We start from the raw sequence: 25,184 nt of genomic DNA, 5'->3' as shown, positions 1-25,184 counted from the left end.
GTGTTGAATGTATAATGGTTAATTGATGCTTTAATAATGGGAAGGATGGGACCCAAACCCCATTCTTTTTTTGCGGTAAAAATCGAATAAAAGGATATCCTTCCTTTCCAAGCAAAGTTTTCCTCTTAGTTTGTCTCTTTACAACGGGCCCTATCCATTAGTGTTCTTGCCATTTGGTTTAATCAGATGGAGAAGGGGGTATGCTTGGGAATAGAAATGGTTAAGAATGGATGAACTTAGGGAGGGAAGGAATGACCTCATGAAGACACTTGCCATCATTCCGGCTTATAACGAAGAAATGACAATAGCAGGCGTGGTGGCCTCCATAAAACGAGAGCAGCCTGAAATGGATATTGTCATTGTTAATGATGGTTCCACGGATCGTACCTCAGCGGTTGCACGTGCCTTACAACATGCGGCTGTAATCGATTTACCTGTCAATTTAGGCATTGGAGGCGCCATGCAAACGGGTTTCATGTACGCAGCAAGGAATGGCTACGATATCGCTATTCAGATTGACGCAGATGGTCAACACGATCCCGAAGCGTTGGCTCAAATCATGGAACCAATCTTGACTGGGCATGTTGATTGCTGCATCGGCTCTCGATTTCTGGTGAAGACCGCGTATCGTTCCGCATGGAATCGAAGATTAGGCATTCTCTTTTTCACTTGGATGATTAGTTGGATGATTGGCAAAACCTTCACTGATCCTACATCGGGTTTTAGAGCGGTGAACCGTCCCATCATTGAGCTTTTCGCCCGCTATTACCCGGAGGATTATCCGGAGGTAGAGGCTGTAGTTTTACTGGAACGGCAGCAATTCAGAGTGAAAGAAGTATCAGTTTTGATGCATGCGAGGAAAGCGGGACATTCGTCCATTACCCCAGTGAAATCGCTTTACTATATGGTTAAAGTATCTCTAGCTGTATGTATGACAAGAATTCGTAATGTGAGTTGATAATTCGTGAATCTGTATGTTTGGGCAATCTCTTTTTGTTTGGTGTTTATTTTCATTTCCGTAGAGCTTATTCGTAGGCAAAAACTACAGGAGCAGTACGCCATTCTTTGGCTAGTACTAGGATTAATCATGGCATTGTTTAGTGTGTTTCCGAGCTTATTGGATTTGGTTTCGCACAGAATGCATATCTACTACGCACCTTCGTTGCTATTTCTGGTGGGATTGTTATTCTCACTCGTATTTATCATGCATTTAACGCTTGTCATATCTAAGCTCCACCGCAAACTAACCCGACTTATTCAGGAAGTCGCACTGCTGCAGGAACAATTACGAGGGAAGGGATCTGAATGATACGGATGACGGCTCCGCTTCTCATTGTATTCCTAAATGTATGTTTACTGGTGTGTGGTCAAATTGTATGGAAAATAGCGCTCAATCGAACGCCATTAACAGGAATTCAAAATTTAGGAACCGTACTGATGCAGCCTTATATTCTTGTGGGGTGCTTACTTTATGGCATCGCTACGTTGATATGGTTCTATGCTCTTAGCCGATTTGATCTAAGTCGTGTTTATCCGCTCCAATCGATCGCGTATGTACTAGGTGCGTTGTTCGGTTGGTTGGTTTTAAAAGAAACGCTTACATCATCGCAATGGGTAGGGCTGCTCTTCTTAGTTGGAGGCGCCTTCTTGTTAGCTAGATAGGTTCGTTCTAATAAGGAGAGTAGGATCTTATGAAACGCGGAGTTTGGCTTGGCTTGCTGCTGCTCATGGCTGCAGCTTTGTATATACGCCTGCACTATGTGCTTGAAGCTGAATACCCACCACTTGAGTGGGATCAATTAGAGTACACGAAGGCAGCAATTCAATTGCTCGAAAAAGGCATATTCGCCTATCGCGATACCGTGCCTAACTCACTCGTGACACCCGGATTTCCGCTGCTCTTAGCGGCTGTATTTAGCCTTACAGGTCATGAACAACTGGAGCCGGCATTAATGGTCGTTCGTATCATGAATTGCTTTATTTCACTGGGAGCGATACTATTCCTATTCCTGATTGGAAAAAGGATGTTTAACCCCATAACAGGGCTAATCGCTGGCATTTTTGCCGCGGTATATCCTTCCTACGTCTGGTCAACTTCACTGATCTTGACGGAGGTTCCGTTTTTGACTATTTTTACGGGGCTACTCTACATGCAGATGCGTATCATACAAGATAACAAATGGCGGGATCATCTATGGATGGGGGCTCTGCTTGGGCTTTGCGTCCTCATTCGTCCGAATGTACTTCCCCTTGCTGTTGTTCCTTATATGTTTCTTTGGGTAAGAACGAAGAAAATAGACGCAGCCTATGGATTACTAGCAGCTGCGTCTTTTGCCTGTATCATGATGCCTTGGTGGATTCGGAATTGGATAACTTTTCATTCTTTTATTTTTATCGCCAATGGGGAAGCAGGCAATCCGTTCCTTGGAGGAACGGACCCCTATTTCCGAGGAACAATTGATTGGGACCATATCGATACAGATCATCAATTCGCTGAAGGTGTGAGACGGATTAAAGAAGGTTTGGCCCAGGAACCGTTATTATGGATGAAATGGATGACAATAGGAAAATTGCTTGTATTTTTTAAAACGATGTGGGTGGGACCGTATCCCTTTTCCGTACCAGCGTGGTATGCGAATGCACTTACACAGTTGCACACTTTCTTAATTGGTGCAGGCAGTATATCGATGATCATTTTCAGCTTTCGCAAGCCTTTAATTCAATATATAACAGTGGCATTTCTCTTGTTCTTAGGTGTCCATATGGTGTTTATTCCGGTAGATCGTTATGTGTACGGTATGCTTCCATTTCTAATGCTGGGCAGCGCCTATTTGATCTCACAAGTCATCTGCTTACTTCATAACGCTTGGACTACCTCTCTCCTGCAGCGGAGGGGGATTTAAACACGAGCTGCTTCGCGCAGTATTCGATAATCTCGCTTCTACGAACGATCCCGATGAATTTATCGGAATCATCTACGATAGGAACGAAGTTTTGCACTTTGGCCAAATCGATAAGATCGACCATTTCGGCATGAATATGTACCGGTTTATTTTGCACACGCAGAGGAACCTCGGCCAGCACATGGCGGTGAGCATTTTCGAAGCCAACGCCATCTGAATTTTTAAGAAACCACAATAAATCTCCCTCGGTAACCGTACCTACATAATGACCATCATCGGAAAGAATAGGCACAGCCGTATAGCGGTGATATTCCATACGTTCTAATGTTTGACGAAGCGTTGCTTGCAATGTCGTTGTTATAACTTCGGATTTAGGCAAAAGGAAAAAAGCAATATTCATTCATTAACACTCCTTAGAGTTTTCAGTAGGAAAACTTTCTTCGTAAGCATAGGCTTAGTTTTCAGTAGGAAAACTTGTTCAACATGTCTATTGTATCAAACTTTTCGAATAGAATCTAAACCTGTGATGGATGCTAGAAGTGAGGTGAAAGTTATGAATCGAGCATTGACAACTGCAGTCCTAGGAATTGGTACTGCTCAAGTAATGAAATTACCGCTTTTCTATTTGAAAACTGGAAAGTGGGATTGGTCGCAACTGACCCAAACAGGAGGGATGCCAAGCTCGCACTCCTCGGGAGTATCAGCGCTTGCAACCTATATAGCGATGAAAAGAGGCCTTTCTGCAATTGATTTTGCCGTGAGCTCGGTTTTCGGAGCGGTCGTCATGTATGATGCAATGGGAATCCGGCGGGCTGCTGGAGAGATTGCGGTTGAAGTGAATGACCTTGATGAGCAAGTTGAGAGATTGGCTAAACAGCATCCGGGTTTGTACCATGCACGAAGACGTAAAGCACTTAAGGAACGATTAGGTCATTTGCCAAGAGAAGTCGTGGGAGGAGCGCTTCTGGGTATTGCCATAGGTGCTTTTAGTTATATGCTGGAAAACAAGAAATAGTATGAATCGGTACATGTGGACAACTTTTCTTGAATGGGATAAGATCAAGAAATGTTCTTAGAAAGGAAGAAGTTCACATGGAAATCATTCGAGTCACAACGAAAGATCAATTAAAAGCCTGTTTTGGAGTAAGGTTCAAGGTGTTCGTTGAAGAACAGCAAGTACCTGAGCACGAGGAAATTGATGAAAAGGATGAATCACCTGAAGCGTGCCATCATTTTCTAATGGTAGATGGTGATCAGCCAGTTGCAGCAGCTCGTTGGTATGAATATCAGCCTCATACGGCTAAACTGCAGCGGGTAGCGGTATTGAAAGAATACAGGGGCCGATCCCTGGGTAAACAAATGATTCTTGCCATGGAGCAGCAAGCTCGCGAAGAGCATTGTACATCTGCGATCCTCGATGCACAATGTCAAGCAGAAGGCTTTTATAGCCAACTTGGTTATAAAGTCATCTCGGATGAGCCTTTTTATGATGCTGGCATCCTGCATGTAAGAATGAAAAAACCGCTTTAGAGAAAAGCGGTTTTTTCATTCTGTGAATTTTCTTCAACTAATGGGAAGGTTATGATAAAACGAGTGCCCTTTCCTAGTTCGCTCTCAACTTCCAAGGTCCCTTGGTGATCTTGAACGATTTTGTAGCAAATAGATAAACCAAGTCCGGTACCGGCAGCTTTTGTCGTGAAGAAGGGATGGAAGATTTTCTCCAACTGTTCACTTGGAATGCCTGGGCCGTTATCTGCAATAATTAAAGTCGCGTTCTTCGGATCGCGGCTTAATTGCATGCGGATAATGCCGTTCTCTTCCATGGCTTCGCAAGCATTTTTAATAATGTTAAGTAATAATTGTATCATTTTATCTTGGTCCATCCAAACGAGAATAGGATCCATCCATTCTTGATAATGGATTTCGTGGCCGAAACGAGTAGCTTCTGATTCCATCAAGGCAATGACCTTGAGTACACACTCATGGAGAGAATCGACCTGGAAATCAATGCGATGGGGTTTTGAGAATTGGAGGAATTCAGCTGTTAAATCACTCATCCGATCAATTTCATCCATGATCATCGCATACCAATTTTCAATATTGTAACCATTTGCCTTAGAGATTTGCAAAAATCCTTTTACCGTTGTCAACGGATTTCGAATTTCATGAGCCATCCCGGAAGCAAGCTCACCGACGACTCTTAGTTTTTCCGATCGGAGCATATGCTCTTCGCGCTTTAACCATGATTCCCGCTTCTTGATAAATAGGTTATGCTCGGCTAATAAAATGAGATCATCCTTCGTCAAACCCTCCAAAGGATAACTAGCAATGCCATACGTAATTTGAATGCCAGTCAATTTAGGGAGTTCAGAATCAAGCTTTAGCTTAAAAGATGTGGTTGAATCATGATCTGGATTTAGCGGCATAACGACAGCGAACTCATCACCGCCGTATCTTGCTATAAAGAGGGAATCTTTAAATAAGATTTGCAAGAGGTCAGCCATTTGCTTCAAAATGAAATTCCCCGCTTGAAACCCGCGCGTAGTATTCATTGCCTTCAGATCCGTACAATCAATAAGAATAAGGACTAGATTTTGCTTTTGCTGTATGTATTGTTCCAATCTGCGATGTGACTCTTCGTAATTATATAATCCTGTTAGCGCATCCTTTTGCGCGTATAAAGATCGTTCATTTCTTAAAGAATCTGCTTGTCTAATTGTAGAGTAAGCTGCTCGTGTGAATAAGGCTACCGCGGTAAAACCAAGGACGCTAGTAAGAGCATACATCCATAGCAAGTTTTTACTGGAAAAACCAATAATGAGATAAACATTGCAAATATAAATGAATGCATAGGACGCAGCTAACAACCATGATTTTTTGCGGCTTTCTTCTTTATAAATATCAAAGGAAAGTGTTAGTATGTACAAGAGAAGACAAAAATTCGAATGTCCGATGTAATGTAAAAATCCAATGAAAAGTAAGCGAAGCCAAGGGATAGCCGCATGCTGCATTTGAACCTTTAAACTGATGATGTAAAGGACCAATCCTATAACAAGCAAGGGTATGCTTATTGCAGTATGCGATATAGTTGTGTATAGACAAAAAACAAGAGCATAGACATAAAAAATCCAATTGATAACCACCATATCATCTCCTGAATGTAACTAAACACGGTCACTCATCTTTGAATAGCCTCCGTAGAGGTTTCTCACATTATTGTGACAAGTTCTCTGTCTATGAACTAAATCCCTTCTAACAATAGTAAACAAAATTGAAAAGTATCACGTTGCTTCTCAAAAAAAAAACCTTAAGGACAATTCATCCCTAGGTTTTGATCGTACTATTCTGGAATTTCAATCACTTCATGTTGATGGATGAAAGTCATGCTGCCTGTTTTCCCAACAAAATTCATCATATCATCGCCATAATGCATCAGATAGATTCGCTGTTGTACATAATCAGGCAAGGTAAGCAGTTCTTCCAATGTAGCGTGAATAAAACCGTTCCCGCTTAGTTGACAATCGTGTAGTATAGTGTGACAGTTTCTTTTGTTGACAATTTCTTGAACGAGAAGTTCCTCATTAAATTGAGTATCAGCACTATAGAACGTTCGGCCATTGATAAACAGTGAGTAGTTAAGCTTATGAGGTATGTGAAGTGTGGATATAATTTCAATGGTTAGCCCGGGAAGGATGTTAACAGTGACATTTTCTTCGATAAGGATGACTTCAAAATAATCCTCAAGATTGCTGAAACCGTCTGTGGGATTATACATGCCGCCTTTTAGCGTGTTTTCCCAAAGGACTCTAGCTAACGATTCTGTTAAGAAAAGTTTGGTTTTCTTCTGATTATATTGGTACAACAATCGAAAGGCAATTTCTTCTAATCCGCCTACATGATCAGCATGAATGTGCGAAATGATGATACCATCAATTTGGTCAGGCTCTACACCGAGGTCATGCAGCGATCTAGGCGTTGTTGCCCCGCAGTCGATTAGGATGTTCATTTCATTAGAACGGATTAATGCGCTAGTATTGTAAAATGTTTTGGCAAACGCACTGCCGGTTCCCAACATTTGAATTTGCAAACTCATTCAGCAGCCTCCATTGTTCGACAAAAACCATCTTTTTCTAATGTAGCATGGGAGGTTGCGGAATTTCAACCATTAATTAAAAGGTGTTGATTACTTTATGATTTGGATCCTTAGTAGCATTTTGTTCGTTCTTGTCTGTCTTGCTCTAATAGGTATATCGGTCTATGTGGGTTGGCAGCTCACTCATCCGAAGCGTAAGCCGGTTGATGCCTCGCCTGACGAGTATGGTTTGCATATGGAGAATATTACATTCCCAAGCCGATCTAGAGATGTTCAATTAGATGGATGGTTTTTGAAGTCTCCTTTTGCTCCAACCGATGCTATTCCAATGACTGTTATTATGTCTCATGGTTATGCAGGAACCCGTCTGGAAAAAGGACTTCCGGCGTTGGCTTTGGCTAAATCCATTGTCGAAGCAGGATATCATGTGCTTATGTTTGATTTTCGGAACTCGGGGAAATCGGAGGGGGAAATAACGACGGTCGGCTTTTTGGAAAAGCAAGATGTACTCGGTGCTATCGACTGGGTTCAGGAGCGTCAGCCAAGTAAAATCAGCTTGATTGGCTTTTCAATGGGCGGCAGTACATCCATCTTAGCAGCAGCCGAAGAAAGAGCTGTGTTAGGGGTCATAACAGATAGCGCTTTTAGTCAACTCAGTCCTTACTTGAAAGATAATTTGCCTGTATGGTCAAATCTCCCGCGTTTTCCTTTTACACCTTTAATTCTACTTATTTTACCTAGATTAATCGGCATCAACCCTCATCGCGTTGACGCGCTTGCCGCGGTAGATCTCATTTATCCTAGACCGATTCTTTTTATTCATAGTCGAGATGATGAGGCTATTCCTTGGTCCAATAGTGAAGGAATGTGGAACCGACATCCGGATGCATTTGAACTTTGGGTTACACAAAAAGCGGGGCATGTTGGCTCCTATTATATGCAGCCGGAAGCCTATACAAAGCGTGTTTTGGATTTTTTATCAAAATTTAATAATCATCGCAACTCTTCTTAATCATTGGAGTATAAAGATGCAGACACAAGATTACTAACAAGAGCTGGAGGTTACGCGAATGAAAGTTCAACGGATATTAGCGTTGATGCTGATGTTTTTTGTTCTAAGTACGGCTGCAGTGGTGGCTTCATCGATATGGGGGGATTTTAAAGGTAATAATATTGCCCGATTAATCGTTAATGAAGAGACAGTGGAATTCGGGGATTCAGATGTTCCGCCTCTTATTGTTGATGGTAAAACCGTTCTGCCGCTACGCGCAGTAAGCGATGCGCTTCAAGCATTGGTGAAATGGGATAACTCGAATAAGACTGCCTACTTATACAAGCCGAATGTGCACATGTTCTTTACGACTGAGGTGCGTAAAGACTCCGCCATCGTTCCTTTTGGTGTTGTAGAGCGCGGCAAAGAAGCAGATTTTATCGTTTTTGCTCAAGTCGATAATTTGAAGACAAGCATTAATTCTGTACGGGTTTCTGTTGTTTCACCAAGTGGGAAGAGTGTTATTACACCAGTTGTGAAATCAATCTCAGAATCCAAAGAATCGTTTTGGCTGAAAGTGCCTTTGTATGGCGTTTCCTTTAATGAGGCTGGTACGTACGTCGTTAAATTTGCTATGAAACAAGATGGTTCTAACGACTACTCAGTCGTATCCGAGAAGCAGATTCAATCCGAGTAGGAAAAGCAAACTCGAAAGTGGTTTGACCTCTTATTATGAAAATGTTAGGATAATTAAGTAACTAATTATTCGACGAAATGAGGTTCTGCCTGTGAGCGATGATAAGCATGATCATGTACACGGCCCGGACTGTGACCACGATCACGAGCAAGGGGAAGATGTTTTTATCGTAACGGACGAGAACGGTGAAGAGCATGAGATGGTGATGGTATACACCTTCCAATCTCAAGAGCAGGCTTATGCTGTTTTGCTCGATCGTAACGATCCTGAAGCTGACGGTGTTATTTTCCGTGTTGAAGAAGAGGACGACGATGCCTTCCTTGTCAACATTGAAGATGAAGAAGAGTGGGAACGTGTAGTGACTATTTATAATGAGATCGTAGCTCAAGAAGGCGAAGAATAAGAGCTATACATAAGAACCCCCTAGCAGAATAATCTGTTAGGGGGTTTCTGTTTGCGTACATTCATTTTCTAGGATTGAAATACATGATTCTGCCGTTGAATAGATGAAGTTCAGCTTTCAGCAGCTTACTAAGGTATTTGCAAAATTCATTGCCCTTGCTTTTGTCGCCATGTGTGGCGTCGTCGGGCAACACGACTTGCACATAATGCTGCTCTTTCTCTTGGTTCTGCTCATTCCCAACACCAATCACAATATATTTGTATAGAGGATTGATACCTTTCAGATAGAACCATTTGCCTTCACCTTCCGGCTTCGTCTCAATGGTATAAGGGAATCCGGCCTCGTCATACTCCCAGCCAAGCTGCTTGGATGTCTGACTGAGCTGTTCACGGTAATGCAGCAGCCTTTCCTTTAGTTCATCTAAGGTGAGTGCGGCAACTGTGGATCCTGTTACGAATTTAATATAAGCGCTTTGAGCCATTCCTTGTTCACCTCATTCGCTAAACATCACCAACATCATAGCATCATGTAAACGGTTTTACAATATATACACCGCTCGAGACGGATACTAGAAAATCGCTTGTGTCTCCACGATAACCTTCACATTTTGAACGCTGCGGTCCTCAGGTCCTTTTACAGGCAACCCTACTTCCACATGCTCAACAATGTAATCAATAAGTTCTTGGGTTATCACTTCACCTGGAAGCAAAATGGGAATACCAGGCGGGTACACATAAATAAATTCGGCAATAATGCGGTCTGCAGCGTCTTTGAACGGGAGTATTTCGGTTTCTCCATAGAAGGCATCCCGAGGTGTTAAAGTTAATTGTGGAATCGCAGGAACTTTGATGACAACTTCTTTTACTTCAACAACGTCATCATTCATATGTGAGAGCTCGCGTAAAGCTTCCAATAGGGTATCGACGTTTTCTTGGGTATCCCCCGGCGTTATGAGACAGAGAATGTTGTACATGTCGCTCATTTCGACTTCAATATTGTAATGATCGCGCAGCCAGTTCTCGACTTCAAAGCCGGTGATGCCAAGCTTGCGCACGTGAACGCATATTTTCGTCGGATCATAGGTGTAAGTAGCCTCTTCACCCAAAATCTCTTCTCCGAAGCAGTAGAGGTTACTGATTTCGTTGATCTGTTTTCTTGTGTACTGAGCAAGCTCTATTGTGCGCTCGGCCATGGCATAGCCATTTAACGCCAGATGTCTGCGTGCAGTATCTAGTGAGGCTAACAATATATAGGAAGTTGAAGTTGTTGTAAGCATCGAAATAATGGTTTGGATTCGCTTTGGATTAACACGATTCCCTTTCACGTTGAGGACTGAGCTTTGTGTCATGGAACCACCTAGCTTATGCACGCTAGTCGCGGCCATATCGGCTCCGGCTTCCATCGCGGACATGGGCAATTTATCATGGAAATGAATGAGCACGCCATGTGCTTCATCCACAAGGACAGGCATGTTATAGCTATGAACAAGGTCAACAATCTCTTTAAGATTGGTACATACGCCATAGTAGGTCGGATTGATGACTAGAACAGCTTTGGCATCCGGATGCTTTTCGAGTGCACGGCGAACAGAACGCGTCGGAATTCCGTGATCAATACCTAAGTTTTTATCGCGGGCAGGTTGGATGAACACGGGCTTAGCGCCCACGAAAATAATCGCGGCCAAGACAGATTTATGTACATTCCGCGGAACGATAATTTTATCGCCTTCCGAGCAAACGGTCATAATCATCGTCATAATGGCGCCGCTTGTCCCTTGGACGGAGAAGAACGTGTGATCCGCTCCATAAGCGTCTGCAGCAAGCCTCTGAGCTTCTTCGATTACGCCCATTGGTTGATGAAGGTCATCCAGCGGTGCTATATTGATGAGGTCGATAGACAGCGCGTTGTCCCCAATAAAGGAACGAAACTCCGGGTCCATGCCGACTCCTTTTTTATGGCCTGGAATATGGAATTGAATTGGATTTTTCTCAGCATGTGTGAGCAGTGCAGTGAACAGGGGGGTACGGGTATGATCCACCTGATTATCGCTTCCCTTCTGTAGTGGATTGCTTGTCGAACAATGCAACAAACAAAATGAGTATATCAAAATAGAGATTTCATGCAAGCTAATTTTTTGGAAATAGTTTGTGCTAGTTCAGGTAAAACTAACAGCAACCTGTTAAAATACGCCAAAATAAGGAGAAATCTTATGGTTTGGATGCAAAAATGGCGGAATAATCGCTTGTTTTCCCCATTTGTGATCGAATTGTTAATTATTATGTTTGTCGTCGAATTTGTGAAGGGAGCCTTACTTTTAACGATTTTACCGGTTTATATGAAAACGACATTAGGCGCTTCCACATTTATTATTGGCTGGACGCTTGCTGCTCAATATATTGGTGATAATGTGCTCCGTACACCCGTTGGCTGGATTATTGACAAGTTGGGTTACCGAACAACCATGCTTACCGGTGTACTCCTGACATTCGTTTCGGTCATTCTAATTGCAACCTCATCCCAGAATATTTGGATGATCGTAGGATGTGCGCTGCTTGGCTTTGGTACGGCGCCATTATGGCCCTGTGTAATCACTGGAACGACGGAAGTTGCCGGCGACGATGGTAAAGCCACGATCATGAGCGTTGTCTATATGGCTTGGCTCTCGGGCGTTGGACTGGGACCGGTAGCGATTAACTTTTTCGTTGGAGAAAATAACTACAGCTCCGGTTTTCGATTGTTGATCGGCTGTATGACGGTGGTCGTCCTTGTTGCACTAATGCTTCCAAGAAAGAATGGCGTGGTAAGAACGGATGGAGAGAGCAGGGCGGAGAAAGCCCTGGTTTCTAATCGAGCTTCTACAAAACCACTCTGGGAGCGGGTAAAAACATATCTAAGTGAAGTGCGGCGCTCTATGTCTGTTAGCCCGCTGTTGTTCCCTGCGATGTTCCTGCAAACGTTCGCTCTTGGCATATTGACACCCATTCTCACACTCTATGCCAAAGAGGTATTGAAGCTTACCTCTTTTCAGTACAGCATGTTTCTAATTGCGGGTGGAGCTGTTACTGTCATTTTCTTAGTTCCGATGGGGAAGTTGGTTGATCGTCTAGGCATTCGTCCATTTTTTATTGCAGGTTGTATGCTAAGCGCTTCTGCACTTTTGCTGTTTACCTTCGCGAAGTCAATGATGCTGCTTTATGCATTGGTTGCAGTGCTTGGGGCAGGTTATGCGTTCATTATTCCTTCTTGGAATGCGCTCATTGCTTCAGCCATTCCACCTGAGAAACGTGGCGCAGTCTGGGGATTCTTCCTAACGATTGAAGGACTGGGGATGATCGTTGGACCGATCGTTTCCGGCAAGCTTTGGGATGTGTATGGCTATCATGCACCATTCTTAATGAGCGGCCTAGTGCTGGTACTGCTGCTTGTTCTTCAAATGTTCATTTCCATCCCCAAAAAAGGTGTGGTACGATAAGGGAAAATGTTTCGTTTGGAGGATTATAAGCATCATGAATAAACAGATTGGAATCATCATGCTGTTGTTGATGACTATATTCGTAGGTTTCGGGATCATCATTCCTGTACTGCCGGAAGTTGTTAAAGGTGCAGGCGCTGAATATCATAACGCGCTGCTATTATCGGTCTATTCCGCAGCCTCTTTTCTCATGTCTCCTATTTGGGGAGGACTATCGGATCGCATCGGACGCAGACCGATTATACTAATAGGTCTCCTTGGATTTAGTGTTAGCTTTTTGATATTTGGATTCGCTGACGGTAATCTGTGGATCATGTATGTATCCCGTATTCTTGGCGGTTTATTCTCAGGAGCAGCAACGGCTTGCGCCGTGGCTTATGTAGCTGATATTACAACCGCTGAGAATCGGACAAAAGGCATGGGCATGGTTGGGATGTCAATTGGGTTAGGCTTTATCTTCGGTCCAGCAATCGGCGGGATTTTAAGCCGCTGGGGGACGTACCTTCCTTTCTTTGTAGCATCTGGACTCGCACTAGCTTCCTTTGTTTTTGCATTTGCTATACTGAAAGAATCACTGTCCGTAGACAAACGCACGTCTGTGAAGGAGAAAGCCCCATCTAGATGGACAGCTTTCGCTGGGGCATCAAAGTATCTTTATGTGTTATCATTCTTCGTATCTTTCACATTGGCAGGGCTAGAAGCGACGCTTCAGTATTACCAAATGGACAAGATTGGCGCAACGCCATTCGATATCGGCATGATGTTCTTGGCAAGCGGTATTGTTGGCGCCTTAATCCAAGGCGGCGTTGTTCGCCGGTTGGTCAAACAAGGAGCCGAGCAGCGAGTGATCGGCATTGGGTTATTGCTATCCGCAGCAGGGTTCTTCCTGCTGCTGTACTCGAGCAGCGTGGCGACCGCTGCGATTTACCTATCGGTCTTCGGCGCAGGTAACGCCCTCATACGCCCGTGTGTGACGTCGCTGATTACACAGCGGACGAAAGTAGGTCAGGGCGTTGCGACGGGCCTCAGCTCCTCTATGGACAGTCTGGGCCGCATTGCGGGCCCGCTCCTTGGAGGTGCTGTATTCGCCATCGCGCATTCACTGCCGTTCATTATCGGCGGCGTGCTTTGCTTAGCAGCTATCTTACTGCTGCAGCGCTTCGTTCTCGTAGATCGTCAGACACGTGCGCAGCAGCAAACTGCCTGACAGATGAAAAAAAGCTGTACACTAGCTTCCCGAATTGGGAAGACCGGTGTGCAGCTTTTTTATGTGCAGCGGCTAGCTATGGCTTGCGAGGCGATAAGCCGTGCATGATGAAGTTAATCGTATGCTCGATTTCTTGGGACTCATCCCATTCCGCATCCGGCACTAACAAAAATCGAGTAATCAAGAAGCCAACAATCGTAGAGGCTATCAGCCGCATACTCGCAGCTTCGGGGAGTTCAATTAATTGACCCTGAGCCTGAAAATGACGAATAGCTCTATAAGCTTTTTCCAGTACTAATACGGCAACAGTTTCCTTAAACTGTTCACGGAGCTCGGTATGGAAAGGGATTTCGTGCATGAAAATTTTGATCACAGGAAAATTTTTGCGGGCGAATTCTAATCGGTTCACAATGATGGCGCGCAAGAATTGTTCGACATCAGGATAATCAGCTTCCAACACCTTGGTGAAATCCTTCACTGCAAACGGTGCAATGAGCTTCGTCATGATGGGAGCAACGATTGAGAGCAGCAATTCTTTTTTTGTTTTATAGTGACGGAATATGGTACCTTCCGCTACGCCAGCTTTTTGGGCAATTTCACTGGTAGAGGAGCCTGCAAACCCTTTCTCAGAAAAAATTTCTACGGCCGCTTGAACAATTTTCAGCTGTTTATCGGTCATTTTCTCTTCTTCGTCATTTAGACGGAGAAGCTCTGTTAACCATGGCTCGACTTGAGACAATGTGTTCACCTCTTCATTTAGCAAAACTGTCGTTGCAAATTAGGACATCCTAACATTATATCTTACGGTGCTTCCTGAGTGCCACTATGTTTAAGATCATGAAGCAGATCGTGAATGCTGCTAATACGAGAACATCCAACCCAATGCGATCCCAACCTGCACCGCGGATCATAATATTCCGCAGGGCATCTGCTCCGTATTTAAGCGGCATGATGACACCAATCCAGCGAAGGTATACGGACATCGTATCGAGGCTGAATAAGCCTGAGAAGAACACTTGGGGCACGATAATAAGCGGAATGAACTGAATCATCTGGAATTCATTGTTAGCAAAAGCTGATATCAGCGTTCCTAGTGATAGGGCAGCCAACGCGAGCAGGACCGTGATCAGCAAAACATACCAGAAAGAGCCGACCATCATTAGACCCAGCACGCTAGTGGCGAACCATGCAATGAGCGTTGCTTGAAGTGTTGTAAATATACCGAAGCCCAGAATATAGCCGACTACGATTTCCCACCGGCGAAGCGGTGTAGCCAGCAATCGTTCTAAGGTTCCGCCGGTTCGTTCCCTCAAGAAGGAAACACCGGAGAGCAGAAAGACGAAGAAAAAGACGAAAAAGCCTATGAGAACAGGACCGAAATTGTCAAAGGCCGCCATATCGGCAGAGCCATGCAAATAGGTGATGGTTGGCGCTTGTAAATTGGAGCTGGAGTTAGCGTTAGAGATCGCCGGAACTGCGCTTTGCAGTGCTTTTTGCAGCAAGAATAGCACAGCTCTATTTTTACTGGGGTCGCTTCCTTCTAAGGTCACTTGCGGCGCTGCCCCATTTATCGCGATGATGGCATCTAAATGCACGGCTTCTAGCTCAGCTTTGGCTTCATCTGCCGTGTAGACTATTACTTCAGCATTTTGATCCTGCAGTTTTTGAATGAGCGGAGCGGGGACATTAACAGCGCCTATTTTAGGGACATAGGTGTTGCCGTTAAACACTAATGACATCATAAAAAGAATTAACATTGGAGCTACAAGCATCATCATTAAAGTTCGTTTATCGTGAAAAAACTGGCGTAAAATACGAATCACAATCGCACGAATTCTCATTGATTGACACCTCCATAATATAAGAATGCTTCTTCAATCGTTGCGGAGGAAGTAGCCTGTTTCAATTCATCCGGTGTTCCTACTGCCGTGAGTCTGCCGTCCCGGATCATCCCAAGCTGATGACATTTGTCAGCTTCATCCATCACGTGAGTGGTCACGAGAATCGTTGTACCCTGCCTACTGAGATTCGTCAACTCTTGCCAAATTGATTTCCGTAAGACGGGGTCAATCCCCACCGTAGGCTCATCGAGAATAAGGATGCCTGGCTCATGCAGCAAAGAGATAGCGAGCGATAAGCGGCGCTTCATTCCTCCAGAATAATTGGAAATCTGCTTCTTCAAATGTGATCCTAGATCAACAAGCTCCATGACGTCATGGATGCGCTGCTTGCGCTTTGTTCCCGCTAACCCATACAAAGATGCGAAAAACTCTAAATTCTCCTGAGCGGTTAATTCAGCATAAAGGGCATCCGATTGCGCCATGTAACCGATTTTCGATAGCATCGCTAACTGAGGCATCTGCTGCCCGAGCACATGAACGGTCCCGGAAGTGGGGACATCAATGCCAGCAATCATACGTACAAGCGTTGTTTTCCCAGATCCGGAAGGGCCGAGCAATCCGAAAATATGGGCTTTCGGTACAGCTAGAGTAATGCCATCCAGAACAACTTTTTCGTCAAATTGCTTACTGACTCCATGCAATTGAATAGATATGTCCGTAGTCATCGTCTTGCACCTCTTTCGGAGTGAGTAATCACTCATTTATGTTAATGCACTCATCATACGCTATCTTATGATCGTTGTGAAGTGAGTAATCACTCATGTTTTAAAATTTTTATAAAATGGATTAAAAAAGGGGATCACAAACCCTGACGTTGCACTACAAATCAACAAACAATAAAATAAACACCTTGCGCCGCCCTTGTACATAATGCAACAACGAAGGGAGAGAGACGAGATTTAGGCAGCAATTGTTGCATTTTGAACAACATCTTTCAACCGCGAATAGGGATTCATCACCCGAAAGCTATAACCCAGCATAGTTGACGATTGATTCAACAAAGAAGGGAGGAAGGCGAGATATCTGAAGTAACTGTTGTGCTTCCCACCTTTCCCCAAACAACAAAAAGGCATCCCAGAGGAAACCCAGAGGAATGCCTTTTTGCTATCACCTGCATGCATCAGTCTTTGACTTTCGCGTCTTTCTTTCGGTCAACCCATTGTTCAATAGATGGGGTTAATTGGTCCTTTATGGACGCTACAAGCTTGTCCTTCGAAATGCCCTTTGACTGGGCAATCTCAGCCAGCGATTTGCCGGAACGGAGCTGGGCGTGAAGTTCGTCCTTGCTCAGACCGAGAGTCTTAGCAAGCTTCTCCGTATCCGGCTTCAGTCCGAACTTATGCCACTTTCCATGTCCATCATGGCCATCTAGCAAGTTTTTCTCGTTGAGGATGAACTTCAAATGCTCACTGAGTTTCATCTTCATGTGCTCGCCTTGATCGGCTGTCAGCTTGCCATCTTTAACGGCGGCTTCAATTTTGCCTGTTCGAAGCTGCTGCAGCTTGGCCGTCAAGTCAGCTTCACTAATGCCTTTGTCCGCGGCTGCTTCTACGATGCTTTTGCCATTTTTCAGCGCTTTGACGAGCACTTCTTTGTCAACACCGATGACTGTAGCAGACTCATCGACAATCGGCCATTTTCGGCGATGACCACCTTGTTCCTTCTTATCGGACTGTTGCAAACGAATCGTTGGCTCCTGATCCTCGTAAGGAGATTGAGCGGCAGCCGTTCTGGAGGGAAGTGTACTGCAGCCAAGAGCGATCGTGAGAGCAATTGAGCTCACCATAAGCTTTTTCATATACGTAGGGTTCATACTTTTTTAATCCCTCCTTTCCTGTTGGAGTAGGACTACAGCGCTTAGTCTGTGCAGGAGGGGTTAATTTTACTTTAAAGGAACCTTAGTCCCACATAAAAATTTCCATACATCTGATTTTTACTTTGCGTTCACAGCCATCTGGTAAAGGGGGATCAGCTTTTCGAAGGTTTGTTTAATAAGCTGCTCAAGTTCAGCTGGTTTCTCTAGGACTGGATCCTTGAAACTGAGATTGCGGCCGATCAGCAGCTCCGCTTTTTTGACATCGCGGAAACGAATTAATGCATCGTTCCAGCCGCTGCGGTCTAAATCAGACAGGGGGGTAACGTCTTTTTTCATATGGTCGAAGGAAAGTACGAAGTCGGATGGAATCTCCTTCTGTAAACGGTCGATTTCTTTCATATAGGTAGTTGCGATGTTGCTTTTATTCGGGAGCTCATAGATGAGTGCCAACCAAATAAACACACGATCATCAAATAAACCGACCTGAAAGTGAGGCACTTGTTTATACCCTCGTTTGTTTGGACAAATCGCCAGCCAAGTATCAACGGGGGGATTCACTTTACGTCTTAAGTGTTTAGCGATATGTAGGAACATTTCTGTACCGGAAAGAACGGACAAATCCTGGGCCAAAGAATCACCTAATGCTTTAAATTTAGGCTGAATGCGCTCTCGAATAGCTTCCATACGTCCATCAAGACCTTCTATAGCAAAGGTATCGAAATCATGCTGTGCAAATCCAGTAAAACTCATCTGTTTAATTCCTCTTTTCAATTACGTTTTCAATTATTCTAAAGCAATTTGTGTATTCCCGCAATGATTACGAGTTTCGTAGAAAGGAAGTAGGCCATTGGATCGATTTTATGGCAGAAAAGCAGGAAAAAAGTGGAACCGTGCCGAAATATGTGATAACTATCATTTAGGAAAGACAGGAGAATTTATACTTATGAGGATGTCAAAATGGTCCAAAATTGCGGTACTTGGCACTTTAATGGGAACTTGTTTCACAGCAGGAGTATACGCACAGGATGTGCTGCAACGCGTTGATGCTTACTTAAGAAATGATTTTAAAGTCGTCGTGAACGGGCAAGAAGTGAAGCTGGCGAATCCACCTTTAATTTATAATAATTCCAGTTATTTGCCTGTGAAGGAGCTAGGAAATTACCTAGGAGCGGTGGTAAATTGGAAGGATAGTACGAAAACAATCTATCTGAATTCCCGTGTTAATCCACAGCAGCCTGCGGAAGGCAACGAAACGAATTATACAGAAATTGTGCTGCAGTACCCGTATCCACAGTACTTGGATTATTTAGGAGGGACTTACCCGGTTCTTGTTAATATGACGGATCAGACGTATTACCGATTGAAAGATTTGGACCGAATGGGTGTCTCTACGGGCGGATTGCGGAAAGCGAAGGAGAAGTATTCAGAGGATATCTATGTCAGCGAAGAAGAATTGAAAAAGAGCTGGAAAGAAACGCCGCAAATTTCCTATCTCATAAATGAACCCATCGTCATTACAGGGGAGCAGGATCCAGTCAAGCTCAAGACAATTAGAGCGTATGTGGAAGGTTTCCGATACTATGAGATCAATAAAGTACCTTACATGACGAATCCAATTATCATTGATGCGCTGCCTGAAGAGAATACATACAGCTACTTACTTACGGAAAATGGGCATTTCTATCGCACAACTCTCAAACTGACGCAAATAAATGGCAATAATAATAAGCCTGATTATGTGGTTGGAAGCTCCTCTAAAGAGGACATCCAGGTGACTAGAGTGAAATAATTAACTGCCGGTGACGGAATGCTTTTTTAAATAAAAAATAGCAATTTGCGTACGATCTCGGAGGTTCAGCTTGCTGAGAATTTCCGTAATATAATTCTTAACGGTACCTTCGCTCAGGAATAGCTCCTGGGCGATTTCTTTATTGGATAGGCCTTCGGCGATTTTCGCTACGACTGCTTGTTCACTTGCTGTTAATCCATATCCACTAAGTGGTTTGGATGCAGGTACGTCTGAAGGAGAACTAGCGCTGATAAAAGTCGTTAATTTCTTGGCAATATCCGCATGAATAAGTAGATTGCCTTGTTCTACTGTCTTGATTCCTTGAATAATTCGATCCGGCGATATATTTTTGAGCAGATAACCGCTGGCTCCGTTTCGCAAGGCTTGAACGATAAATTCATCATCGTCGAATGTGGTCAGAATAAGCACTGCAATATCCGGATAAGCTTGCTTAATCTTCAAAGTGCCTTGTACACCGTCACAGATTGGCATCCGAATATCCATCAAGACAACGTCAACCTGGACGCCGTTCCTGATAAAAGCAAGAGCTTCATCTCCATGTGTACACGTGCCAACGACCTTAATATTTTCGTCAAGTCCAATGATTAATTGTAAGCTTTCGCGGATGAATGGATCATCGTCTGTAATGAGCACATGAATCATGCTGGGTTCAACCCTTTCTTAGTTAGATTCTATTTGGCGAAAAGTGGGCAGGACAGTCGTCACTGTAAATCGATCTTCGATCGACACATGAAGCTGACCGCCAATGAGCTTGCTTCGTTCTTCCATGCCTGACATTCCGAGTCCGTTCACACTGCGCTCAATGGGCAGTTTACCGTTATTCGAAATAGACATTGTAATCTGTTTGGATTCATACGTTAACTGAATTAGAACCTGGGTTGCGGACCCGTGACGAATGGCATTCGTGATGGCTTCTTGTGCATTACGGTATAGAATGAACTCTAGACTCGGATACAGCACGTAGGGCATACCCTGCATCTCAACCTCAATAGATATTCCTTTATCTGCTGTTAGTCCTTCAATGAGCTTCCCTAACGAGTAGGTTTGCAGCGTTTCTTCATCTGGTTTCAGTCTACGTACGGTTGAGCGCAGCAGTTCCATGCTTTCTGTTAACTGGTCACGGACCGACATTAACATGTCTACGCCTTTCTTCTGTTGAGTTGGAAGGATCTGCAAGGATGCTTCCATCATCATTTTAAGCCGGATCAGCTTATGTCCCAATTCATCATGAATATCTCGGGAAATTCGATTGCGTTCGTCCGTTTGTGCGATGTTTTCGACTTTTCGGGCGTAATCCATTAACTGAATGCGAGCTTCGTCCAGTTCGTAATGCTGCCTCCGAAGCCTATCATAGAGCAGCTCAACCTCCTCTTTGTTTTGTTCCGTCTGGAGCATCTGCAGCAGGAGCAGCGTGAGAGACAGGAAGATCAAATTGGCAATAAGATAGTAGCTGATCGGCTGACTATGTAAGGATATGTTCAACAGAATCAACTGAATACACACAAAATAGTAACGTATATGACTATTTACAGTGGTTATATAAGACAAGAGCGTGGAGTAAAAGGTGATGAACAAAATACCGTCATAGTGGTAGCTGATCCATCCACTGAATCCGATTTCAAGTAAAAGCATCCAAGCTGATTTCGAGAATATCGTTCTGCGTAGTTCAGCGATCCAAATGAATAAGAGAATGAGGAAAACATACATAGCATTGGATGAATAGCTTTCGAGATACATCGAGGCAATCGCTGGAATGAGAATAAGTAGATAACGGGATAACAAGCGTAATTGTGTCAATCGAGTTCCTTCCTTTGCAGGGCAAGTATTAGCAAAGTATACCATATAAACCAAGTGGGTTAACACGTCTAATAGACAGATAATGACTTTTGTCACCTTTGAATAATGACTTATTCTACCTGTTAACGGGATCCCTTAGAGATACAATGATTGTAATGAGACCAGTTGAATAAAGGGAAAAGGAAAAAGGGATAAGGGAGTGGATCTTGTGAGCTTTGTTCAAATAAAAAATGTTGTAAAAAAGTATAGCAATCAAATTTCTGTCGATCATTTGAATTTATCGATTCAAGAAGGTGAAATTTTCGGATTGTTAGGCCCTAATGGTGCTGGGAAAAGCACAACGATCAAAATGCTGAGCGGCCTGCTCAAAATCGATCAAGGTGAAATGTTTGTTGATGGGCTCTCGGTCGCGAAAGATACAATTGAAGTGAAACGGAGAATTGGTCTTGTTCCACAAGATCTCGCGATCTTCGAAAACCTAACAGCAAGAGAAAATGTCACTTTTTTCGCGAAATTATATGGATTAAGAGGCAAGCTGCTGAAAGACAGAGTGGAGGAAGCGCTGGAATTTGTAGGATTATTGGATCGCGCTCGTGATAGACCAAGTTCCTTTTCGGGCGGGATGAAACGGAGATTGAATATCGCGTGTGCAATTATGCATCGTCCAAAGCTGATTATTATGGATGAACCTACTGTGGGCATCGATCCTCAGTCCCGAAACCACATTCTGGAATCAGTTAGGACGCTGAACCGTATGGGTTCAACGATCATTTATACCTCGCATTACATGGAGGAAGTGTCCGCCATATCCACTCGGGTCGGCATCATGGACCATGGGCATCTCATCGCTTGTGGAACGCAAGAAGAATTGCGCGGTAAAGTTGATCAGGACAATAAAGTTATCATTCAAGCAGTTAGCCTGAAGGAAGAAGCCGTAAAGGAGCTAAGGGATCATCCGCGGATTAAGCAAGTTACCATTCATGAACAGACACTTGAACTACTGGTGGGTTCCTCCCAAGCCTATTTGCAGGATATCCTGTTCATCCTTTCCAAACATGAAGTGAAAATCCAATCGCTCACGCAGGTGGAGCCTGATCTTGAGGCATTATTCCTGTCGTTGACCGGAAGAACCTTACGGGATTAGGAGGAGGTCACCATGCCGATTTGGATCATTGCAAAGTATGAAATATTGCGTTTTATGCGTATGCGTTATGTACTTATTATTCAGTTTTTGATGCCGCTTTTACTTATATTCATTTTGGGGTCGGCGCTCTCAGGCGCGTTCAGAATGGAAGATCGTACGCTGAAGCCCGTTAAGGTAGATGTGGTACAGTCTGACTCAGGCGTCTTAAGCGCAGGGTTTAAAAGCTTTCTAAGCACACCGGAGTTAATGAAGATCATACAGCCTATGAACATTCAATCACGTGATGAAGCAGTAAAACGGCTCAAGTCAGGGGATTCGGAGTTTGCACTCATCATTCCAAGTGATTTTAGCAGCCGCGTGCTTGAAGGAAAAGAAGCGGATTGGGAGATGATACTTGGCCAAGACTATGGGCAGAATTTGACCGCTAAGATGACACTTCGCTCCTTCTTGGATCAAGTCAATTACATGCAATCCGCGATAATTTCAGCAGGCCTTGGGGCTGCGGAGCTATTGCAGAAACAAGGCAGTGACAGTTCATTTAATCCGACAGCGGAGGCTTCTTCGCATGTACGGCTAGGCAAGCTTACTTCTTCTAATTCCAACTATACAGCAATGCAGTATTACACAGCATCAATGCTAGTCATGTTTTTGTTATACTCGGGCATGGGGGCGGCATTGGGATTACAAGGAGAGAAAGAAAGGCACACGTTATCTCGATTAAATGCGATGCCCATTCATGAATATCAAATTTTATTGGGTAAAATTCTAGGGAATATGTTCAGCTCGATCGTCCAGGCAGCTCTCGTCATTGGTGCAACCATTCTGTTCTATGGTGTCGATTGGGGAAATGACTTCTTCCACCTCTTCCTGGTTTGCTTAATGATTATCGTAGCTTCGATGAGTCTAGCGATATTGATTATGCTGGCAGCAAAATCGTCAAAAGCAATCAGCACGACGTTCCAAATGATCATTCTTGCCATGACTTTTCTAAGTGGAGGCTTCACACCTCTTCCAGAAGGTCTTCTGCAGCGAATGGGTGAGTTTACGCTCAATCACTGGGCCATGCAGAGTATGTTTCGTATTATGCTCGGAAGTGACGCTGCAATCATAGGGCATCATCTATTGATCTTGGCGGGTATTAGCGGGGGATTGTTGCTCCTTTCCCTGATGGTCTATCGGAAGGCGGGATATCATGAATAGCTTATTTATAGCGCTCAATATGCTGCGTCGTACACTTTTTCAGAAAAAAGGATTTCTGATGTATTTAGTCATTCCAGCAGCAGTGGTTTCGCTAATCATTGGTGTACTTGGTCAACAGAGCGATCACGGGGTTGATATTGCTTATATCAATTTGGATCGGGGAGCGATGGGTTCCCATCTCTTACAAGAACTTTCGATGCTGCCAGATTATCGGCTCAAAGAAGAAGCTTCTGAAACAGCGCTTAAAGAAGTTATCACGAAGCAAAAAGTGAGCAGCGCCTTTCTGATTCCTGAAGGTTTCAGCGAGACATTGATGAAAGGAGCTTCTGCGCAAATAGATATGTACCAACTAAACATCAATGAGGCTTCGATCACGCTCAAAATCAATCTGGATAGTATTCTATCTAGATATCAAGGAACGATCGAACTGTATAGCCAGCAAGGGCTCCAAGAAGCAGCGCTTCGTGAAGCCGTCGAGAAGACCATTTCTCAGATGGAGAAGCATCAGATGAAGTCGCAAGTCACTGATCTTAATTTGTACGTGAATCCGAATATGCATACGGTAATAGGTTTCATGCTGATGTTCATGATGGGGTTAATGAATAATACGGTTTCCGTGATTATGGATGATCGTAGACAACGCACAATGGCTAGAACGTATTCAGCACCGGTTCATTCTTTCGAAATTGTACTTGGAAATTTCATAGGCAGTTTCCTGGTCGGGACGCTGCAGGTGCTTGTTATCCTTTTGTTTACTCGATACGTAACGAATTATGAATATGGACTTCCGTTTGTATCGCAGTTTATTTTATTGGAGTTTTTCTTATTAGCCAGCATGGGAATTGCCAGCGCGGTAGCTAGTATGGTTAAGAATGCATCGAATATGGGCGTGATTAATTCTCTCGTTGTTACCCCAACGTGTATGCTAGGCGGATGCTTCTGGCCGATTAGCCTGATGCCGGACTGGATGCAGAAGATTGCAAATTTCGTTCCGCAAAAGTGGGTGATTGAGGCCATTCAGCGAATGGCTTCTGGTCAGACGCTGTCGCAGATGTGGATGCACATAGGCGTACTCACTTTGTTTGGACTCATTCTTTTGGGCGTCGGTTCGGTTATTCTTAGACCGGGAGATGCTGAGGTTAGTTAACTAAAGTGAAAAGGGCTATCTGCTTCTGCAGAATAGCCCTTTTGTTTATCTCTACCTGTTCGGACGATGATTTCGAAAAGATTGTGTTACAATGGTACAATAGCGTCACTCGCCTGTACACAGGCCCCAGAAACATACGAATAAAGGGAGAGAATGCAAATGGCCGTTACGGCAAATGAGGTTGCGGAATGGATGATGGAGCAGTTGAAATCCGCGGGTATTTTACATCAGAAAGAAGCAGTGGACTATATTATTCAACATTTTGGGGAATCCTTCATCTATGTGAACGAGAATGGGAATCAAGCGATTTCCAAAGATGTGAAGAAAATATTCAAAAAACTTCATGGCGGTAAAGCAGCTTGGGAGCGCGATGGATTTTTCTGGGGATGGCATTAAACACATAGGAATTGCATAGGCTGAGACCGTTTTTTTTCAGTTTAGGGCTGAAGCCGTTAGGATACAGGCATTCAGCTTTTTTTGTACGTTTTTCCTTAAAAAAATGTCAATAATCCAAGTTGCTAAAACATAGAATTCATAATAAGATAAGAGTAAGCAGATAAGTTGTCTGAATATTTAAACAAAATAATATGCGCCAATTATGGA

At 43.8% G+C, this 25,184-nt stretch carries 28 protein-coding genes; 16 read left to right on the top strand and 12 right to left on the bottom strand.

All coding sequences use genetic code 11. The features are described from left to right. The first annotated feature begins 259 nt into the window (after positions 1 to 259). The 4 genes from ASG85_RS01860 to ASG85_RS01845 are packed head-to-tail and all read left to right on the top strand — an operon-like array spanning position 260 to position 2,903. Positions 260 to 958 (top strand): glycosyltransferase family 2 protein, encoded by a 699-nt coding sequence (locus ASG85_RS01860; RefSeq protein WP_060645222.1) that lies wholly within the window; start codon positions 260 to 262, stop codon positions 956 to 958. 6 nt (positions 959 to 964) lie between these two features. Next, complete coding sequence (locus ASG85_RS01855; RefSeq protein WP_060645221.1) at positions 965 to 1,309, top strand: DUF2304 domain-containing protein; 345 nt, start codon at positions 965 to 967, stop codon at positions 1,307 to 1,309. Further along, positions 1,306 to 1,662, top strand: coding sequence for an EamA family transporter (locus ASG85_RS01850; RefSeq protein WP_057302984.1), 357 nt, complete (start codon positions 1,306 to 1,308; stop codon positions 1,660 to 1,662). Before ASG85_RS01855 ends, ASG85_RS01850 begins: the two co-directional genes overlap by 4 nt. A gap of 29 nt (positions 1,663 to 1,691) precedes the next feature. Continuing rightward, positions 1,692 to 2,903: an ArnT family glycosyltransferase gene (locus ASG85_RS01845; protein ID WP_060645220.1), complete on the top strand. Its 1,212-nt coding sequence runs from the start codon at positions 1,692 to 1,694 to the stop codon at positions 2,901 to 2,903. On the opposite strand, the gene ASG85_RS01840 is transcribed toward ASG85_RS01845, so the two are convergent. Beyond that, entirely contained in the window at positions 2,872 to 3,303 is a 432-nt protein-coding gene (locus ASG85_RS01840) for a CBS domain-containing protein (protein ID WP_057302982.1), read from the bottom strand. The genes ASG85_RS01845 and ASG85_RS01840 overlap by 32 nt on opposite strands. A 153-nt stretch (positions 3,304 to 3,456) precedes the next feature. Here ASG85_RS01840 and ASG85_RS01835 point away from each other — a divergent pair, with 153 nt between their 5' ends. Then, entirely contained in the window at positions 3,457 to 3,918 is a 462-nt protein-coding gene (locus tag ASG85_RS01835; RefSeq protein ID WP_057302981.1) for a divergent PAP2 family protein, read from the top strand. A gap of 77 nt (positions 3,919 to 3,995) precedes the next feature. Beyond that, the gene (locus ASG85_RS01830; RefSeq protein WP_057302980.1) at positions 3,996 to 4,433 is read left to right on the top strand and encodes a GNAT family N-acetyltransferase; all 438 of its coding nucleotides are present in this window, start codon (positions 3,996 to 3,998) and stop codon (positions 4,431 to 4,433) included. Here the strand turns inward: ASG85_RS01830 and ASG85_RS01825 are convergent. After that, a complete protein-coding gene (locus ASG85_RS01825) occupies positions 4,430 to 6,049 on the bottom strand; it encodes an ATP-binding protein (RefSeq protein WP_060645219.1) in 1,620 nt (539 codons plus the stop codon). The two genes, ASG85_RS01830 and ASG85_RS01825, sit on opposite strands and share 4 nt — an antisense overlap. Positions 6,050 to 6,243: 194 nt before the next feature. Continuing rightward, on the bottom strand, positions 6,244 to 6,996 hold the full coding sequence (locus ASG85_RS01820) for an MBL fold metallo-hydrolase (RefSeq protein WP_060645218.1): 753 nt from the start codon (positions 6,994 to 6,996) through the stop codon (positions 6,244 to 6,246). Positions 6,997 to 7,093: 97 nt separating this feature from the next. On the opposite strand from ASG85_RS01820, the gene ASG85_RS01815 reads away from it, so the two are divergent. The 3 genes from ASG85_RS01815 (at position 7,094) to ASG85_RS01805 (ending at position 9,087) form a co-directional block, all read left to right on the top strand. Continuing rightward, the gene (locus ASG85_RS01815) at positions 7,094 to 8,008 is read left to right on the top strand and encodes an alpha/beta hydrolase (protein WP_060645217.1); all 915 of its coding nucleotides are present in this window, start codon (positions 7,094 to 7,096) and stop codon (positions 8,006 to 8,008) included. A gap of 58 nt (positions 8,009 to 8,066) precedes the next feature. Continuing rightward, positions 8,067 to 8,684: a stalk domain-containing protein gene (locus ASG85_RS01810; RefSeq protein ID WP_057302976.1), complete on the top strand. Its 618-nt coding sequence runs from the start codon at positions 8,067 to 8,069 to the stop codon at positions 8,682 to 8,684. Between the two features lie 91 nt (positions 8,685 to 8,775). Then, positions 8,776 to 9,087, top strand: coding sequence for a DUF1292 domain-containing protein (locus ASG85_RS01805; protein WP_047672482.1), 312 nt, complete (start codon positions 8,776 to 8,778; stop codon positions 9,085 to 9,087). 61 nt (positions 9,088 to 9,148) lie between these two features. Here the strand turns inward: ASG85_RS01805 and ASG85_RS01800 are convergent, their stop codons facing one another. Beyond that, entirely contained in the window at positions 9,149 to 9,568 is a 420-nt protein-coding gene (locus ASG85_RS01800) for a DUF1885 family protein (RefSeq protein ID WP_060645216.1), read from the bottom strand. 87 nt (positions 9,569 to 9,655) lie between these two features. Continuing rightward, positions 9,656 to 11,125, bottom strand: coding sequence for an aminotransferase class I/II-fold pyridoxal phosphate-dependent enzyme (locus ASG85_RS01795; RefSeq protein ID WP_060645215.1), 1,470 nt, complete (start codon positions 11,123 to 11,125; stop codon positions 9,656 to 9,658). Between the two features lie 171 nt (positions 11,126 to 11,296). Here ASG85_RS01795 and ASG85_RS01790 point away from each other — a divergent pair, with 171 nt between their 5' ends. Both ASG85_RS01790 and ASG85_RS01785 read left to right on the top strand, forming a co-directional pair. Beyond that, on the top strand, positions 11,297 to 12,559 hold the full coding sequence (locus ASG85_RS01790) for an MFS transporter (RefSeq protein ID WP_060645214.1): 1,263 nt from the start codon (positions 11,297 to 11,299) through the stop codon (positions 12,557 to 12,559). 34 nt (positions 12,560 to 12,593) lie between these two features. After that, on the top strand, positions 12,594 to 13,766 hold the full coding sequence (locus ASG85_RS01785) for an MFS transporter (protein ID WP_057302972.1): 1,173 nt from the start codon (positions 12,594 to 12,596) through the stop codon (positions 13,764 to 13,766). Positions 13,767 to 13,842: 76 nt separating this feature from the next. On the opposite strand, the gene ASG85_RS01780 is transcribed toward ASG85_RS01785, so the two are convergent. From ASG85_RS01780 to ASG85_RS01760, 5 genes are all read right to left on the bottom strand, one after another. Continuing rightward, a complete protein-coding gene (locus tag ASG85_RS01780) occupies positions 13,843 to 14,445 on the bottom strand; it encodes a TetR/AcrR family transcriptional regulator (RefSeq protein ID WP_063860137.1) in 603 nt (200 codons plus the stop codon). Positions 14,446 to 14,560: 115 nt separating this feature from the next. After that, the gene (locus ASG85_RS01775) at positions 14,561 to 15,607 is read right to left on the bottom strand and encodes an ABC transporter permease (protein WP_057302970.1); all 1,047 of its coding nucleotides are present in this window, start codon (positions 15,605 to 15,607) and stop codon (positions 14,561 to 14,563) included. Continuing rightward, complete coding sequence (locus ASG85_RS01770) at positions 15,604 to 16,332, bottom strand: ABC transporter ATP-binding protein (protein WP_057302969.1); 729 nt, start codon at positions 16,330 to 16,332, stop codon at positions 15,604 to 15,606. Before ASG85_RS01770 ends, ASG85_RS01775 begins: the two co-directional genes overlap by 4 nt. A gap of 455 nt (positions 16,333 to 16,787) precedes the next feature. Further along, the gene (locus ASG85_RS01765) at positions 16,788 to 17,480 is read right to left on the bottom strand and encodes a hypothetical protein (protein WP_060645212.1); all 693 of its coding nucleotides are present in this window, start codon (positions 17,478 to 17,480) and stop codon (positions 16,788 to 16,790) included. Between the two features lie 120 nt (positions 17,481 to 17,600). After that, entirely contained in the window at positions 17,601 to 18,233 is a 633-nt protein-coding gene (locus ASG85_RS01760) for a YktB family protein (RefSeq protein WP_057302967.1), read from the bottom strand. A 193-nt stretch (positions 18,234 to 18,426) separates the two neighbouring features. Between ASG85_RS01760 and ASG85_RS01755 the strand changes: the two genes are divergently transcribed. Continuing rightward, entirely contained in the window at positions 18,427 to 19,272 is an 846-nt protein-coding gene (locus tag ASG85_RS01755; protein ID WP_060645415.1) for a stalk domain-containing protein, read from the top strand. Here ASG85_RS01755 and ASG85_RS01750 read toward each other — a convergent pair whose 3' ends face one another. Together ASG85_RS01750 and ASG85_RS01745 are read right to left on the bottom strand one after the other, a co-directional pair. Beyond that, positions 19,273 to 19,935 (bottom strand): response regulator transcription factor, encoded by a 663-nt coding sequence (locus ASG85_RS01750; protein ID WP_057302966.1) that lies wholly within the window; start codon positions 19,933 to 19,935, stop codon positions 19,273 to 19,275. Positions 19,936 to 19,953: 18 nt separating this feature from the next. Then, positions 19,954 to 21,090, bottom strand: coding sequence for a sensor histidine kinase (locus ASG85_RS01745; RefSeq protein WP_060645211.1), 1,137 nt, complete (start codon positions 21,088 to 21,090; stop codon positions 19,954 to 19,956). A gap of 208 nt (positions 21,091 to 21,298) precedes the next feature. Here ASG85_RS01745 and ASG85_RS01740 point away from each other — a divergent pair, with 208 nt between their 5' ends. The 4 genes from ASG85_RS01740 (at position 21,299) to ASG85_RS01725 (ending at position 24,977) form a co-directional block, all read left to right on the top strand. Further along, on the top strand, positions 21,299 to 22,234 hold the full coding sequence (locus ASG85_RS01740; RefSeq protein ID WP_060645210.1) for an ABC transporter ATP-binding protein: 936 nt from the start codon (positions 21,299 to 21,301) through the stop codon (positions 22,232 to 22,234). Positions 22,235 to 22,246: 12 nt separating this feature from the next. Continuing rightward, positions 22,247 to 23,434, top strand: a complete 1,188-nt coding sequence (locus tag ASG85_RS01735) for an ABC transporter permease (RefSeq protein WP_060645209.1) — start codon at positions 22,247 to 22,249, stop codon at positions 23,432 to 23,434. Beyond that, on the top strand, positions 23,427 to 24,581 hold the full coding sequence (locus ASG85_RS01730; RefSeq protein WP_060645208.1) for an ABC transporter permease: 1,155 nt from the start codon (positions 23,427 to 23,429) through the stop codon (positions 24,579 to 24,581). The genes ASG85_RS01735 and ASG85_RS01730 overlap by 8 nt, the downstream gene beginning before the upstream one ends. A gap of 159 nt (positions 24,582 to 24,740) precedes the next feature. Then, the gene (locus ASG85_RS01725) at positions 24,741 to 24,977 is read left to right on the top strand and encodes a DUF6953 family protein (protein WP_056833181.1); all 237 of its coding nucleotides are present in this window, start codon (positions 24,741 to 24,743) and stop codon (positions 24,975 to 24,977) included. Positions 24,978 to 25,184: the final 207 nt, after the last annotated feature.

Source organism: Paenibacillus sp. Soil724D2 (genome assembly GCF_001427935.1).
GTDB lineage: Bacteria > Bacillota > Bacilli > Paenibacillales > NBRC-103111 > Paenibacillus_E.
The sequence above is the reverse complement of the archived record's forward strand: the minus strand, read 5'-3'. Positions and strand labels throughout refer to the sequence as shown.